The sequence below is a fragment of the Pseudohongiella sp. genome (genome assembly GCF_040877505.1).
Lineage (GTDB): Bacteria > Pseudomonadota > Gammaproteobacteria > Pseudomonadales > Pseudohongiellaceae > Pseudohongiella.
Genome location: NZ_JBBDNQ010000006.1, coordinates 453,349 through 469,839, shown reverse-complemented (window position 1 = coordinate 469,839; position 16,491 = coordinate 453,349). Strand labels below are relative to the sequence as shown.

At 54.4% G+C, this 16,491-nt stretch carries 11 protein-coding genes and 1 tRNA gene; 9 read left to right on the top strand and 3 right to left on the bottom strand.

Going from position 1 to position 16,491, the window contains the following annotated elements; genetic code table 11:
* Nucleotides 1-8 precede the first annotated feature (8 nt).
* Both hrpA and WD071_RS02240 read left to right on the top strand, forming a co-directional pair.
* On the top strand, nt 9-3,971 hold the full coding sequence (hrpA, locus tag WD071_RS02245; protein ID WP_368046663.1) for an ATP-dependent RNA helicase HrpA: 3,963 nt from the start codon (nt 9-11) through the stop codon (nt 3,969-3,971).
* A gap of 92 nt (nt 3,972-4,063) precedes the next feature.
* Complete coding sequence (locus tag WD071_RS02240) at nt 4,064-4,789, top strand: VacJ family lipoprotein (RefSeq protein WP_368046662.1); 726 nt, start codon at nt 4,064-4,066, stop codon at nt 4,787-4,789.
* Nucleotides 4,790-4,823: 34 nt separating this feature from the next.
* On the opposite strand, the gene WD071_RS02235 is transcribed toward WD071_RS02240, so the two are convergent.
* Nucleotides 4,824-5,282 carry a TerB family tellurite resistance protein gene (locus WD071_RS02235; RefSeq protein ID WP_368046661.1) on the bottom strand — a complete coding sequence of 153 codons (459 nt, stop codon included), beginning with the start codon at nt 5,280-5,282 and terminating at the stop codon, nt 4,824-4,826.
* Nucleotides 5,279-6,382, bottom strand: coding sequence for a tRNA dihydrouridine(20/20a) synthase DusA (gene dusA / locus WD071_RS02230; protein WP_368046660.1), 1,104 nt, complete (start codon nt 6,380-6,382; stop codon nt 5,279-5,281). The genes WD071_RS02235 and dusA overlap by 4 nt, the downstream gene beginning before the upstream one ends.
* A 257-nt stretch (nt 6,383-6,639) precedes the next feature.
* Here dusA and gltX point away from each other — a divergent pair, with 257 nt between their 5' ends.
* Nucleotides 6,640-8,142 (top strand): glutamate--tRNA ligase, encoded by a 1,503-nt coding sequence (gene gltX / locus WD071_RS02225; RefSeq protein WP_368046693.1) that lies wholly within the window; start codon nt 6,640-6,642, stop codon nt 8,140-8,142.
* A 160-nt stretch (nt 8,143-8,302) separates the two neighbouring features.
* Nucleotides 8,303-8,378, top strand: a tRNA-Ala gene (locus WD071_RS02220).
* 131 nt (nt 8,379-8,509) lie between these two features.
* On the opposite strand, the gene WD071_RS02215 is transcribed toward WD071_RS02220, so the two are convergent.
* Nucleotides 8,510-9,790 carry a citrate synthase gene (locus WD071_RS02215; RefSeq protein WP_368046659.1) on the bottom strand — a complete coding sequence of 427 codons (1,281 nt, stop codon included), beginning with the start codon at nt 9,788-9,790 and terminating at the stop codon, nt 8,510-8,512.
* Nucleotides 9,791-10,261: 471 nt separating this feature from the next.
* On the opposite strand from WD071_RS02215, the gene sdhC reads away from it, so the two are divergent.
* From sdhC to WD071_RS02190, 5 genes are all read left to right on the top strand, one after another.
* The gene (gene sdhC / locus WD071_RS02210) at nt 10,262-10,636 is read left to right on the top strand and encodes a succinate dehydrogenase, cytochrome b556 subunit (RefSeq protein ID WP_368046658.1); all 375 of its coding nucleotides are present in this window, start codon (nt 10,262-10,264) and stop codon (nt 10,634-10,636) included.
* Entirely contained in the window at nt 10,630-10,998 is a 369-nt protein-coding gene (sdhD, locus tag WD071_RS02205; protein WP_368046657.1) for a succinate dehydrogenase, hydrophobic membrane anchor protein, read from the top strand. Before sdhC ends, sdhD begins: the two co-directional genes overlap by 7 nt.
* Entirely contained in the window at nt 10,999-12,771 is a 1,773-nt protein-coding gene (sdhA, locus tag WD071_RS02200) for a succinate dehydrogenase flavoprotein subunit (protein WP_368046656.1), read from the top strand.
* Between the two features lie 19 nt (nt 12,772-12,790).
* Nucleotides 12,791-13,498: a succinate dehydrogenase iron-sulfur subunit gene (locus tag WD071_RS02195; RefSeq protein ID WP_368046655.1), complete on the top strand. Its 708-nt coding sequence runs from the start codon at nt 12,791-12,793 to the stop codon at nt 13,496-13,498.
* 88 nt (nt 13,499-13,586) lie between these two features.
* Nucleotides 13,587-16,430, top strand: coding sequence for a 2-oxoglutarate dehydrogenase E1 component (locus WD071_RS02190; protein ID WP_368046654.1), 2,844 nt, complete (start codon nt 13,587-13,589; stop codon nt 16,428-16,430).
* Nucleotides 16,431-16,491: the final 61 nt, after the last annotated feature.

Below are 16,491 nucleotides of genomic sequence, written 5' to 3'. Positions count from 1 at the left end.
GCACAACCATGAGTAAAGAACTGCACAACCGGATCAAGCAGTGCCTGAGTGCGGATCAGTTTGCCTTGCGGCAGGCGCTGTCGCGCCTGAATCGCCGGGCATCAGATTCAACGTCAGGCCCTGTGTCCGGAGCAACCAAAACCAGGCCGGCTGATTCCGGAACGGCAAACGCGTTAGCGGCCTTACAGGCGCGTATTGATAAATCGATTGCACGGGTGCAGGCGCGCAAGGCAGCAATACCGGTAGTCCGATATCCGCCCGAACTGCCGGTATCGGAAAAGCGTCAGGACATTGCTGATGCCCTCAGGCAGCATCAGATCATCGTGGTGGCCGGTGAGACAGGTTCCGGTAAGACCACACAGATACCCAAGATCTGTCTGGAGCTGGGTTACGGGGTACAAGGTCTGATTGGCCACACACAGCCGCGCCGATTGGCAGCACGCGCAGTGGCCTCTCGCATTGCTGATGAACTGGGTGAAACGCTGGGACAGGGTGTGGGTTATCAGGTCCGCTTCAGCGACAATACCAATGACAATACCTTTATCAAACTGATGACCGACGGCATATTGCTGGCAGAAATTCAGCAGGATCGTTATCTCAACAAATACGATGTGTTGATCATCGATGAAGCCCACGAGCGCAGCCTGAATATCGATTTCCTGCTGGGATATCTCAAACGCCTGAGTCGTCAGCGACCCGACCTGAAAATAATCATCACCTCGGCAACGATAGACGTAGAGAAGTTCTCCCGCCACTTTTCCGATGCGCCGATTATCAGCGTATCTGGCCGCACCTACCCGGTGGAAATTCTGTACCAAGATCCGGCCGAACTGGATGGCGAAGATAAAGAAGAAGATATTCTACTGGCCGGGGTGTTACAGGCGCTGCGCACTCTGGAGCGTATGGAGCGGGAGAGGCGACAGCCGCCCGGCGATATTCTGATTTTTCTTAGCGGTGAGCGGGAAATCCGCGACCTTGCTGGAGCGCTGCGTAAACAGGAACTCAGACAAACAGAAATACTGCCCTTGTATGCGCGGCTGACGCAGAATGAACAGCAACGCATATTCGCGCCACATGCCGGGCGGCGCATTATCCTGTCGACGAATGTGGCGGAGACTTCATTGACGGTTCCGGGTATCCGGTATGTTATTGACAGCGGTCTGGTGCGTATCAGTCGTTACAGCGTGCAAAGCAAGGTGCAACGCCTGCCCATAGAGCCGGTATCACAGGCCAGTGCCAATCAGCGTGCCGGGCGGTGCGGTCGGGTTGCCAGTGGTATCTGTATTCGCCTTTACAGTGAGGGCGACTTCCTGGGGCGGCCACTGTATACCGATCCCGAAATACAGCGCACCAATCTCAGTGCGGTGATTTTGCAGATGTTGCTGCTCAAACTTGGTGATATCAGTCAGTTCCCGTTTGTCGAGGCCCCCGATAAACGTGCCATCAACGATGGTTTCAAGCTGCTGGACGAATTGGGCGCTATCGATACGCAACGCAAGCTGACGGACACCGGTCGCGCGATGGCTCGCATGCCGGCAGACCCGCGCCTGGGGCGCATGCTGATTGAAGCTGCGCGGCGTCATTCACTTTACGAGTTATTGATTGTCGTCAGCGCGCTGAGCGTACAGGATCCGCGTGAAACGCCGGCGGACAAACGGCAGGCGGCTCGGGAGCAGCACAAAAAGTTTGCCAATGCCGAGTCAGATTTTCTGTCCTGGATTGTGTTGTGGGACGAGGTGGAGAGACAGCGTCAGGCATTGACGCAAGGTCAGTTTCGCAAGTACTGCAAGGAGCATTTTCTGTCCTGGTTACGTTTGCGCGAATGGCGTGAAACCCATCGACAACTCAGCCTTTCATGTCAGTCGCTGGGTTTTAAAGCGCCAGTGCGAACAGAAAACCAGGTGCCGGATTACGAATCAGTGCATCGCGCCATGTTACCCGGTTCATTGAATCAGCTTGGGCAGAAAACCCAGGACGGTTTTTATCTTGGCAGCCGTGGCCGGAAATTTTCGCTGTTTCCCAGTTCAGTACTTTACAAAAAACTGCCACGCTGGATTGTCAGCGCCGAGCTGATAGAAACCAGTCGCCTGTTTGCCACCATGGCCGCACGTATCGAACCGGAATGGGCAGTGGAGGCAGCGCCGCATCTTTTGCGCCGTGAGCATTTTGAAGCCCATTGGGAGAAAAAGCGCGGCGAAGTTGTTGCCTATGAAAAAATCAGTCTGTTTGGTCTCACCTTGATTGAGAAGCGCACGGTGTCCTTCGGTGCGATAGATCCGGCCCTGAGCAGAAATATTTTTATTCGCGAAGGGTTGGTGGGTCAGCAGCTTGAAACCCGGCTGCCGTTTTATCAGGCCAATGCCGAGCTGCTGACAGAGATCAGGAAACAGGAAGAAAAGGAGCGTCGCCCCGATATTCTGGTCAGTGAAGATCAACTGGCTGCGTTTTATGACAAGCGCCTGCCAGCATCAGTCAACACCCAGGCTGCGCTGGAGCACTGGTACGACAGCCAGAAACCGAGCCTGAATCAGAGTGCCGACCCCCTGCGTATGCAACGCAGCGATGTGATTGCACGCGACATTGATCAAAACAGTGATTATGCCTTTCCCGACCGTGCGGCAGTGCAGCACAACGAGTTGTCGATCAACTATCGATTTGAGCCGGGCAGCAATGATGATGGCATCAGTATTGACGTACCGGCACTGTTGTTAGGCAATATGACCCAGCAGGATCTGGATTGGGCCGTGCCGGGTCTGGTACAGGAGCGGGCGGTTGCGCTGATGAAAAGCCTGCCCAAAGCGCTGCGCAAACAGTTTGTCCCAGTGCCGGCGTTTGTGGCGCAGGCACTGGTGAATCACCTGAACACAGACAGGTCCGGCGATACCGCCGACCCGGCACGGAGCCTGGTAGAGCTGCTGACCGAGCGGGCCTGGGCCTTGAAACGAATTCGCATAACACCGGAGCACTGGGACCCGGGATCGATTCCTGTGCATCTGCAGCCGCGTATCCGCGTGCTGGATGAGAAAGGCCGGGTGCTGACCATCGGTCACGATCTTGCTGAGCTGAAGCAGAAATTCAGTAACAGCCCCGCCACTGTCAGAAAAACGCCGACACATGCGCTTGAGCGCGCAGGTATCACTGACTGGGATTTTGGTGATCTGCCAGCCAGCGTTGAAATCAACGAGGGCATTCGTCTGCAACGTTATCCCGCACTCCGGGACGATGGCAGCAGCGTCGCCCTCATTCTGTGTGACGGTCAGCAGAAGGCGGCACGGATATCCCAGCGCGGTGTAGCGCGATTATTGATGCTGCGCACAGCACAGCAAAAGGCGATGATCCTTAAACAGTTGGGGCACGTAAAAAAGTCGCTGGGTCTTAAACTGATCACGCAGGAAAAAGATTGGCTGGAAAACGCGGTATCGGCGACCTACCGCTTGAGTTTTCGCCTGAACGAACAGGAAGTTCGCAAGCCCGCTGAATTTGAAACCCTGCTTCGCCAGGGCAGGGCAGACCTGATTGAGCAAGCGGGGCGTTTGTGCCGTTTGCTGGAAGAGACCTACGACCTGTTGTTTGATGTACGGCGACGCCTTTCCTCATTACCGTCAACACTTGATGCTGCAAAGACGGATATTGAATCGCAGCTGGTCTTTTTATTCCCGGACGATTTCCCGGTTGCGGTCCCTGACGCCTGGCTCTGGGAATACCCCAGGTATATGAAAGCGCTGCAACAGAGGCTGGACAAGCTGCCGACCCAGTTGGCCCGTGACCAGGACATGCAATCAGTCATAACAGAGCTGAGCGATCTCTATGGCCAGGCTGGCGTGCAGGATCGAACCGATCAGGAGCGCAAACTGGCGGAGTTCCCCTGGTGGCTGCAGGAATTGCGGGTTTCCCTGTTCGCCCAGACTCTGGGCACGCGCGGGCCGGTGTCGGCCAAGCGGTTGCGCAAGCAACTGGAACTGCCCCATTAGGGGTATATCAAGCACCCGGGTTATCTGGGATAATATGCACCCCTTTCGCAGGTGGCAGTTGTATCGGTCGCATCACTGGAGTGGTAAAACGCATGCAGTATCCGAATAGCAGTCTTTTGGTTCTTGCTTTGGCCGGGGGCCTCTCCCTGAGCATGACACCCGGCAGTGTATCCGCGCAACAGGCCCCGGAGTACGATCCGTTTGAGCCGGTCAACGTCAAGGTACACGCGTTCAATGATTATGTTGATCGCAAATTGCTGCGCCCGGTGGCCAATGGTTACATTCGTTATGTGCCACTTTTTGCTCGCCAGGGCGTAAGTAATTTCTTTAGTAATATCAATAATATATCTGTTCTTGCCAATAATCTTTTGCAGTTCAAGCTGGAAGATGCGGCCAATGATACCGGGCGTCTGATGTTCAACACTTCAATGGGCATCGGCGGACTGTTTGATGTGGCCAGCTGGGTGGGGTTCGCCAAGAACGACGAGGATTTTGGCCAGACCCTTGGGTACTGGGGGGTCCCTGCCGGTCCCTATATCGTGCTCCCTTTGTTCGGGCCCAGCACCGTGCGTGATGGTTTCGGTTTCGCTACCGATACCTTTACCAACCCGCTGAACTACCGTGAGGACGTGATGCTGCGTAATGCCGCGTTCGTTCTGCAGCAGGTAGATCGCAGGGTCGATGCCATGTCGGTGGATTCTCTGATGTCAGGTGATCCGTATATTTTTACCCGGGAAGCCTATCTTCAGCAGCGTGAGTACCTGGTAAAGGATGGTGAAGTGGCTGATCAAGCCGACGATTGGGGTGACTGGGATTGAAACAGAGGCTGTTTTGAAACATCGCTGTCCGGTCTCAGTTGCCATCGCGAACGCGCAGCTTGCTCTTGATAAAATCGCTGTGTGATACGTAAAGCAGATCTGCGGTTTTGCGTATCATCTGTTCTTCATATTTGTCCAGGTGATCATCGGCCAGTGCCAGCCGCCACAGGTTTTCCACCAGCAATACCTTATCTTCATAGTTGTACTCGGTATTGACCAGACTGGTGAATTCGTACAGTGAGACGGCTTGTTCCGCTTCTTGCTGGGCCAATTCGATGATGGCGTCCAGTTGCTGTCGGTCCAGGTTAAAGGTTGTTTCGAGTACCTGGCGCAGCATGTCGGTTTCACGCTTGTCTATGTGCCTGTCAGTCTTCAGCAGTTCAAACATCAGGGCGGCGCTGGCCAGCCGCAGTCGCTCGGCCTTGTGATCGGATGTTTCCTGCTCGGTGCCGGCGAGTGAGTTGTCAAAAAAGCGTTTGATGGCATCTATCATGCGTGATTCCTCAAGTTGTCATCAGGTTGTTCATGTGGTGGCAGGCTGGCATGTGTATCTGCCAGCGCGCAGGCGTCTTTGAGCACGCTTATACCGGCGTTTTTCCGGAATGCATTTTCACTGAGATGACGCCGGAACAGCCTGCCTCCGTTCTGTCCCTTGTACAGGCCCAGAATATGTCGTGTCATGTGCTGCAACAGTGTGCCCTGTGCCAGTTGTGCTTCGACGTAAGGCAGATAGGCCGCCATGACATCTGCTCGTGATGGGACCGCGCTGTCCTCTGCAAACAGCTGCTGATCTGCGTGCGCCAGTGTGTAAGGGTTATGGTAAGCCTCGCGGCCCATCATGACACCGTCCAGTGCAATGCCGTCGGAGCCATCTGTCAGCGCCTGTGCCTGAGCCAGCGTGTTGATGCCACCGTTAATGATGATCTGCAATTCCGGAAAACGCTGCTTCAGGCGTTGTACCCGCGGGTAGTTCAGTGGCGGGATATCGCGGTTCTGCTTTGGGCTGAGCCCCTGCAGAACGGCGATACGGGCGTGAACAATAAACGTGCGACAGCCAGCGTCGGCGACCACGGCAACAAAGCGCTGCAGGAACTCATCAGAATCCTTGTCATCTATGCCAATGCGTGATTTTACGGTCACCGGCACTGCAGTGGCTGCTCGCATGGCCCTGACGCAATCGGCCACCAGCTCTGGTTCGGCCATCAGGCAGGCACCGAATTTACCCGATTGCACGCGGTCACTTGGGCAACCTACGTTCAGATTGATTTCATCGTAACCCCATTTTTCCGCCAGCTCAGCGCAGTGTGCGAGAGCATCCGGTTCGCTGCCACCGAGCTGCAGTGCCACGGGATGTTCAGCGGCATTGAATTGCAGATGCCGTTTGACGTCGCCATGCAGCAATGCCCCTGTGGTCACCATTTCAGTGTACAGGCGCGCATGTCGGCTGAGCAGGCGCAGAAAGTAGCGCTCATGTCGATCGGTCCAGTCCAGCATGGGCGCGACGCAAAAACGATGCGGGCTGACATCGTTACCATGTTCCGGGCGAACGGCCGACTTTGTTGCGGATTGTGCGTGGGCTTGCAAGTGGCTCAAAACAATAGCTCGCGTAGTTATCAGGGGTATCAGAGTTATCAGGTTTATCAGGGTTATCAGAGTTATCAGAGTTTTCAGGGCGGCCAGTATAACAAAGACCGTGCTTTAAGGGGTCTTGTCTCATGATCTCACTATGTTACGACAGCATGCGTGGTGGACCAGGGCGCCATCACGTATAATCGGGCCTTGCCCGGTGCAAAGTCCGGGCAAGCTCAATTTCAAGCAGGTACTGCAGGAGTCTCATGTCAAATACGCCACTGACCAAGGTGCGCACCCGGATTGCACCTTCACCCACGGGTGACCCGCATGTAGGAACAGCCTACATTGCACTGTTTAATCGCTGTTTTGCCCGCCAGCATAACGGTGAGTTCATTCTCCGTATTGAAGACACCGATCAGACCCGCAGCACCGCGCAGTCAGAGCAGGATATCCTGCAGGCATTGCGCTGGCTGGGACTGGACTGGGCGGAAGGGCCCGATAACGGCGGCCCGCATGGCCCCTATCGGCAGAGTCAGCGCAGCGATATCTATCGGCAGCACATTGAATTGCTGATGGACAAAGGACATGCCTTTCGCTGCTTTTGTACCGCCGAACGTCTGGACGCTGTGCGTGCCGAGCAAATGGCCAACAAACAAACAGCCGGTTACGACGGCCATTGCCTCGGCCTGAGCGAGTCCGAGATTGAGGCCAGGCTTGCTGCCAGAGAAACGCATGTGATCCGCATGAAAGTTCCACGGGACGGCGAGTGTGTTTTCCATGACCGCCTGCGTGGTGAGATTCGCATCAGCTGGCAGCAGATTGACATGCAGGTATTGATGAAGTCGGATCATCTGCCGACCTATCACTTTGCCAATGTGGTTGATGATCATTTGATGGAGATCACGCATGTAATCCGGGGCGAGGAGTGGATTAACTCCACGCCCAAACACATTCTGCTGTATCAGCATTTTGGCTGGCAGGAACCGCAGTTCTGTCATATGCCCCTGTTGCGTAACCCGGATAAAAGCAAGCTCAGCAAGCGCAAGAACCCAACCAGTATTTCCTATTATCAGGACATGGGTTATCTGCCTGAAGCCATGGTGAATTACCTGGGCATGATGGGCTGGACCATGCCTGATGGTCGCGAGAAATTTGCCCTGAAAGAGATGGAAGCGGCATTTGATATTGATCGCGTATCACTGGGCGGCCCTGTATTTGATGTTGAAAAACTCAATTGGCTGAACGGCAAGTATATTCGGGAGAATCTGGATACCGAAGCTTTCGCAGAAGCTTACAGCCAGTGGGCCTTTGCTGATGGCAAGATGGCAAAAATAATCCCGCTGATAAAAGACCGGGTTGAGCGTTTCAGTGATGTGATTCCTTTGGCCGGGTTCTTTCTCAGTGGACTGTTGCCTGTGCAGGCGCAGGACTTTGAGCACAAGCAGTTGAGCGCTGAGCAGAGTAAACAGATTCTGCAGTTGACTGTGTGGCAGCTGGAACAATTGGGTGACTGGACGCGAGACGATGTTGAGCACAGTGCTCAACAACTGGCAGCCTTCCTGGGGATAAAGATTCGTGAGACCCTGTTCCCGCTGTTTGTGGCGATTACCGGCAAAGCGGTATCTGTTTCTGTTATTGATGCCATCTGTATCCTGGGCCTGGACGTGAGCCGGGCACGAATCCGGCAGGCGATTGATGTGCTGGGTGGTGTGTCCAAAAAAGAAGCAAAAGTGCTGGAAAAAACTTTCCGTGACCTGCAGTCGGGTGTTGCTGCGTCGTGAGCTGTTGGATGTTGGGGCGGCTTGTGTTGCAACTGTCCCTGATCTGGTCAAAAAGCGATTTAAGGCATTGACAGCACGCAGGTCGATGCCTAAAATGCGCGATCTCTGCAGTAAGCACGGTTGAAATTGTCCCACCTGTTTCAGCCAGCAGACATGTTACGGGGCTATAGCTCAGCTGGGAGAGCGCAACGCTGGCAGCGTTGAGGTCATCGGTTCGATCCCGATTAGCTCCACCAAACGCACAAACAAAAAGGGGTCAAGCTTTCGCTTGACCCCTTTTTGTTTGTGCGTTTGTTTGGTTCCGACTAAGTTTGCCGTCGAGCGAAGGGCCGGGGACGGAGACCTGGCTCCGTCCCCTCGGCTTCGATCAGGCTGGGTAGTCGCGCTTCGCTGCACCCTTGTACAACTGACGTGGGCGACCAATTTTGTAAGGTGCGCTGAGCATCTCATTCCAGTGGGCTATCCAGCCCGGAGTACGACCCAGAGCAAATATCACGGTGAACATGCTGGCAGGAATGCCAATGGCTTTCAGAATAATGCCAGAGTAGAAATCGACATTCGGGTACAGTTTACGTTCAATGAAGTATTCGTCTTCCAGGGCGATTTTTTCCAGGCGGCGAGCAATCTTGAACAATGGATCGTTTTCGACACCAAGGTCAGCCAGCACTTCGTCACAGATTTTACGCATGACCTTGGAGCGGGGGTCAAAGTTTTTGTAGACACGGTGACCGAAGCCCATCAGGCGGAAAGGGTCGTCCTTGTCTTTGGCTTTGGCAATATATTCCTCGATTCGGGATTCGTCACCAATTTCATTCAGCATGTTCAGCACGGCCTCGTTGGCGCCCCCGTGAGCCGGACCCCACAGCGCTGCGATACCGGAGGCGATGCAGGCGTAAGGGTTGGCCCCGGTTGAACCGGCCAGGCGCACAGTGGAGGTCGAGGCATTCTGCTCGTGGTCAGCGTGCAACAGAAAGATGACATCCATGGCTTTGGTCAGCACCGGGCTGACGTTGGGCGCTTCGGCCGGTACGCCGAACATCATGTGGAGGAAATTTTCTGAGTAACTGAGGGTGTTGAGCGGGGACATTGCAGGCTGGCCGATTGAATTTTTATAGACCATTGCAGCCAGGGTGGGCATTTTCGCAATCAGGCGAATGGCGGCCAGTTTGCGATGCTCCGCGTCATCTATGTCGAGATCGTCGTGATACAGCGCGGCCAGTGCCCCGGTCAGTGAAATCAACACAGCCATTGGGTGCGAGTTGCGCTGAAAGCCGTTGAGCAACTGGGCAATCTGTGCATCAACCATGGTGTGGCGAGTGACGTCCTCGACAAATGCAGCCTTGGTTTTGGCATCGGGCAGTTCGCCGTTGAGCAGCAGGTAACAGGTCTCCAGGTAGTCCGAATGTTCTGCCAGTTCGTCGATCGGATAACCGCGGTGCAGCAGAACGCCAGCGTCGCCGTCGATATAGGTAATGGCGGATTCGGTAGAGGCGGTTGACATGAATCCGGGGTCGTACGTGAAGACCCCTTTGGATACAAGGCTGCGCACATCAATCACATCGGGGCCCATGGTGCCTTCCAGGACCGGAAGTTCAATCACTTCCTGGCTGTTGGCCAGGCTTAAGCGGGCTTTTTTTTGTTCACTCATAGTGTACTCCTGACTGATAAACTTCCAGCTGCCAGCAAATGTGCTCCCGTAAGGAAACGACAAGCAGTCTGCGCTCGGTATAGTATCCCGCAATATATATCGTGCTGGGGGGAGGCAGGGCCAGCGGCAAAACCGCTACTTTACCATAAACCGGCGCCGGGTCACTCCCCGAATGTACATAATTTATTGCAGATGACAGAACGTTGTCAATATTTACCGGAAGTCCCCGGCTTTGGCTTGTGTTTTATTGTATTCCAGTCCCTATAAGTCTATACTCATCGGCCGAAGTCCCGGTCCCGTCAAGTGCCGGTGATGTTAACGAAGCGCCTGAATGAACTCAGGAAATTGTCCCGTCTGATTGTGATGATCGGGGCACTGGTTCGGTTCAGACCCTCCGGAGGTTGATCAGCGCGTTGTGGCTGGTCTTATCGCTAACCGCGTCATTATCGACGCTTCACTAAGTGGCTACCAGTGAAAGACAACAGACCCAAGAATCTTGAACTTCAGACCCTTCATTTTCCGCTGCCGGCAATTACATCGATCCTGCATCGAATATCCGGCGTCATTATATTCGTCGGCGTCGCCGTGCTGTTACTTCTGCTGGCCGAGTCCCTGAGCTCAGAGCAGGGCTTCAGCAATGTTCAACAATGGCTGACCGCGCCGCTGGTCAAATTTGTCCTGTGGGCCGTGGTTGCAGGTTTGCTCTACCACCTGATCGCCGGTATCAAGCACCTGATCATGGATATGGGCGTGGGCGAAACGCTGCAGGGTGGCATCAATGGCGCCCGCCTGGTTGTTGTCGTGTCGGCTATCGCAATCATTGCTCTGGGGGTGTGGATATGGTGAAGAATGTTATGAGTTTTGGCCGCAGCGGTCTTTCCGACTGGGTCATTCAGCGCGTCAGCGCGGTTATTCTGGGCATCTATTTTGTGGGTCTGCTCGGCTACATTGTGCTGACGCCTGATCTGGGTTACAGCGAGTGGCAGGCACTGTTCAGCAGCACCTGGATGCGAATAGCCAGCCTGGCGGCATTGCTGGCCTTGTGTGCACACGCCTGGATCGGCATGTGGACCATCGCTACCGACTACCTCAACAACTACATGGTCGGATCCAAAGGCACCGTTCTGCGATTTCTGTTTCAGGCTGCCAGTGTGTTGTTGATATTCATCTACCTCGTCTGGGGTGTTCAGATTCTGTGGGGACTATAAATGAGCGGTATTCGTACAATTTCTTTTGATGCAGTCATTGTGGGTGGTGGCGGTGCCGGTATGCGCGCGTCGCTGCAACTGTCCCAGTCGGGCTACAAGACAGCTGTCATCAGCAAGGTATTTCCAACCCGCTCCCATACGGTCTCGGCACAAGGCGGCATAACCTGCGCCATCGCCAGCGATGACCCGAATGATGACTGGCGCTGGCACATGTACGACACCGTCAAGGGTTCCGACTATATCGGTGATCAGGACGCCATCGAATACATGTGCAGTGAAGGGCCGCAGACGGTATTTGAGCTTGAGCACATGGGCCTGCCATTTTCGCGGACCGAGAACGGACGAATCTATCAGCGCCCGTTCGGTGGTCAGTCCAAGAATTTCGGTAAAGGTGGTCAGGCCGCGCGTACCTGTGCTGCTGCCGACCGCACCGGCCATGCTCTGCTGCATACGCTGTATCAGGGCAATGTTAAAAATGAAACGGTTTTCTTCAATGAATGGTACGCCGTTGACCTGGTGCGCAATCAGGACGGCGTGGTTGTGGGTGTGATCGCAATCTGCATCGAAACCGGGGAAACGGTATTTGTTCAATCCAAAGCCACTGTGATGGCCACTGGCGGCGCCGGCCGTATTTTCGCCTCGACCACCAATGCGCTGATTAATACCGGTGATGGCATCGGCATGGCCTTGCGTGCCGGTTATCCGATGCAGGACATGGAAATGTGGCAGTTCCATCCGACCGGTATTCACGGTGCGGGCACGCTGGTCACTGAAGGATGTCGGGGCGAAGGTGGTTACCTGATCAACAAGGACGGCGAACGCTTCATGGAACGTTATGCGCCCAATGCCAAAGATCTGGCCGGCCGCGATGTGGTGGCCCGCTCAATGGTGCAGGAAATTTTGGCTGGCAAGGGTTGTGGCCCCAAGGGTGACCATGTGTTGCTGAAGCTGGATCACCTGGGCGAAAAAGTGCTGAACGAAAAATTGCCAGGCATTCTGGAGCTGTCGCGCACCTTCGCTCATGTTGATCCGGTCAAAGAACCAATTCCCGTTATTCCAACCTGTCATTATATGATGGGCGGCATTCCGACCAATGTGAATGGCCAGGCCATCAAACAGAACGCTGACGGCGAAGACGAATTAATTCACGGCCTGTTTGCAGTCGGTGAGGCGGCATGTGTTTCCGTTCACGGCGCCAACCGATTGGGCGGCAACTCACTGCTGGATCTGGTGGTGTTTGGCCGTGCTGCCGGCAAGCATATCGAGAGCATGCTGGGGCAGGGTATTGAGTACCGCGATGCGTCAGAATCAGACATAGAAAAAGCGATGGCACGCCTGAATCGTCTCAATAATTCGACTGAGGGCGAGAATGTCGCCGACCTGCGCGAAGAACTGCAGAGCATCATGCAAAACCACTTTGGTGTGTTCCGTACCGGTGACTTTATGCGTGAAGGCATCAAGAAGCTGGAGGCCCTGCGGCCCCGTATTGCCAACGTAAAGCTGGGTGACAAGAGCAATGCCTTTAATACGGCCCGCATCGAAGCGCTGGAACTTGAGAATCTGTTCGAGGTTGCTGAAGCAACCGCACTGTCCGCCGAAGGCCGCACCGAGAGCCGCGGCGCGCATGCCCGTGAAGACTTTCAGGAGCGTGATGATGAAAACTGGTTGTGCCATTCGGTGTATCACCCGACCGAGCGCAAACTGACCAAGCGCGCGGTGAATTTTGCTCCGAAAACGGTTGATAAATTCGAGCCCATGATTCGTACCTATTAATGAACAAAGGTGAACTAACGTGTTAGTCAGTGTTTATCGTTACAACCCGGAAACAGACAGCAAACCGTCCATGCAAAACTATGAGATCGAGCTGCCTGAGGGCCGCGATCTGATGGTGCTGGATGTCCTGAACCTGATCAAAAAGCAGGACCAGACTGTTGCTTACCGTCGCTCCTGTCGCGAAGGTGTTTGTGGCTCAGACGGCATGAATATGAACGGCATCAATGGCCTGGCATGTATCACGCCGGTATCTGTTGCTACCAAGGGCGGGAACAAGCTGGTGTTGCGTCCGCTGCCGGGTCTGCCGGTTGTGCGCGACCTGGTTGTGGATATGAGTGTTTTTTACCAACAGTTTGAGAAAGTTAAGCCTTTCCTGCTCAACGACACGCCGGCGCCGGCTATCGAGCGCCTGCAGTCGCCGGAAGACCGGGCCAAACTGGATGGTCTGTATGAGTGCATACTGTGCGCGTGTTGCAGTACCAGTTGTCCTTCGTTCTGGTGGAATCCGGATAAGTTCATCGGTCCGGCCGGGCTGTTGCAAGCCTATCGGTTTCTGGCTGACAGCCGGGACCTGGCGACAGACGAGCGCCTGGAAGGTCTTGAGGACCCGTTTAGTGTGTTTCGCTGCCGTGGCGTCATGAATTGTGTCGCGGTGTGTCCCAAAGGTTTGAATCCGACCAAGGCTATTGGTCATATACGCCACATGCTGTTGCAGCGCGGCGCTTGAGATATCAGTATTTTTTGTAGAGACGTTTCCGGTGCCGCTCACAAGGCTGCATTCGAGAATCCGGCTCTAACGACCGGGAATCATAAAAATGCATAACAGCATCATGGAGTTAATGTGGAGCACCGGGCACTTGTCCGGTGGCAACGCGGAGTACGTTGAACAGTTGTATGATCAGTATCTGACTGATCCCGAAAATGTGCCTGACGAGTGGCGTCGCTATTTCGACGAACTGCCTAAAATCGCCGATCAGAATCAAGGCGATGTCTCTCACAAGGAGATACAGGAGTATTTTCGTCGTATCGGCAAGACCAGTCGTTTTATGCCTGTGCTCAGCAACGATGTTGTTGTCAACTCGGAACATGAGAATAAACAGGTTCAGGTTCTTCACCTCATCAGTTCTTACCGTGTCCGCGGACACCAGAAAGCCACGCTGGATCCATTGTCCCTGATGCATCGTGAGCGGGTGCCGGATCTCGAGCTGGATTTTCATAATCTTTCTCCGGTCGACAATTCCACGGTTTTCCAGACCGGCTCACTGCACATCAATCGCGATACGGCAACGCTGCGCGAACTTGTTGAAGTTCTGGAGAAAATATATTGCGGATCGATCGGTTATGAATTTATGCATATCGTGGATCTGGCTGAGAAGCAGTGGATTCAGAAACGCATCGAACCCAAGCACGGCAATCCCGGCTTTGAGCCGGAAGTAAAACGTCATCTGCTTGAACGACTGGCGGCCGCAGAAGGTCTGGAAAAACACCTGGACTCCAAGTATCCGGGCACCAAGCGTTTCGGCCTAGAAGGCGGCGAAAGCCTGATTCCTCTGGTGGATGAGCTGATTCAGCGGGCCGGCAGTTACGGTGTGAAAGAGATCGTGATGGGCATGGCGCATCGCGGTCGACTGAACATGCTGGTCAATATCCTGGGTAAAAATCCGTCTGACCTGTTCAGTGAATTTGAAGGCCGTACCGAGTATAAAAGTTCCGGCGATGTGAAGTATCACCAGGGCTTTTCTTCCAACATCATGACACCGGGCGGCGAAGTGCACCTGGCGATGGCATTCAATCCGTCGCATCTGGAAATCGTATCGCCGGTGGTCGAAGGTTCTGTGCGTGCGCGTCAGGATCGTCGTAAAGACAATCTGGGACATGCAGTCGTGCCGATCAGCATCCATGGCGATGCTGCATTTGCGGGGCAGGGCGTGGTCATGGAGACATTCCAGATGTCCAAGACCCGTGCCTATGCAACCGGAGGCACAGTCCACATCATCATCAATAACCAGGTTGGTTTCACCACCAGTCGCCAGGATGATGCCCGGTCGACGGAATACTGTACTGATGTGGCAAAAATGGTGCAGGCGCCGATTTTTCATGTTAACGCCGATGATCCGGAAGCCGTGCTTTTTGTGACCCAGCTTGCGCTTGATTTCAGGTATGAATTCAAAAAAGACGTGGTGATCGATCTGGTTTGTTACCGTCGTCGCGGCCATAACGAAACCGATGAGCCTGCGTCAACACAGCCGACCATGTATCAGAAAATCCGTCAGCATCCGACGACGCGTGCATTGTATGCAGAGCGCATGATCAAGGAAGGTGTGGTCAGCGAGGAGGAGGTTGATGAAATGAACTCCTCTTATCGCAGTGCGCTGGATACCGGATCTCACGTGGTCAAGAGCCTGATAAAGGAACCCAACGTCGAGATGTTTGTTGACTGGAATCCCTACCTGGGCCACACCTGGAGTCCTCACTACAACACCTCCATCAAGCTGGAAACCTTGCAGGCGCTGGCAAAAAAAGTGACTGCGCTGCCCAAGAATCTGACCCTGCATCGTCAGGTGCAAAAGATTGCCGATGACCGCCAGAAAATGGCTGAAGGCGAATTGCCGATCGATTGGGGCTTTGCCGAAACACTGGCCTATGCCAGCGTGCTTACCAGTGGCAATCGAATCCGCATCACCGGCCAGGACGTGGGACGCGGTACTTTCTCGCATCGACATGCCGTGCTCCGTGACCAGGCGTCCGAAGAGGAATACATTCCTCTGCGCAGTCTAGTAGCTGATCAGTCAATGTTCTGCATCTATGACTCGCTGCTGTCGGAAGAAGCGGTACTGGCATTTGAATACGGTTACGCCACAACGGCGCCCAATGCACTGGTGATCTGGGAAGCCCAGTTCGGTGATTTTGCCAACTCGGCTCAGGTCGTTATTGACCAGTTCATCACCAGCGGTGAACACAAATGGCAGCGTCTGTGCGGCCTGACCATGTTGCTGCCGCACGGTTACGAAGGGCAGGGGCCGGAACATTCCTCGGCTCGTCTTGAGCGTTTCCTGCAAATGTGTGCTGAGCACAACATACAGGTTTGCCTGCCGACAACGTCTGCCCAGGTATTCCACATGCTGCGTAAGCAGGTGCTGTGTCCACTGCGAAAGCCGCTGATTGTCATGTCGCCCAAAAGCCTTTTGCGTCACAAGGAAACGACTGCGACGCTGGAGGAGCTGGCGGAAGGCTCGTTCCAGGTAGTACTGGACGAAACCGATGACAATATCGTCAAGGACAAGGTTGACCGCATCATCCTGTGTTCGGGCAAGGTGTATTACGATTTGCGTGCCGAGCGTCGCAGCCGTGATATCGATAATATTGCCATTGTCCGGCTGGAACAGCTGTACCCGTTCCCGGAAGCGGATCTGCGTGCGGCAATGAAGCAGTATCCCAACGTCACCGATGTGGTCTGGTGTCAGGAAGAGCCCATGAACCAGGGCGCGTGGTATTCGAGTCAGCATCACATGCGTAACGTGATTGAAAAGCTCGGGTTAACGATCAACCTGCGTTATGCCGGCCGCGAAGCGTCCGCATCGCCCGCGGCGGGTTATCCGGCACTTCACCTGAAGCAGTTGAAGGCGTTTCTTGAACAGGCGCTGGGGCCGAAAGATTGACCGTCAGTCAGTAAAAAACGGGATTGGAATTTTAAAATTAAGGTTTGATGAATAAAAATCA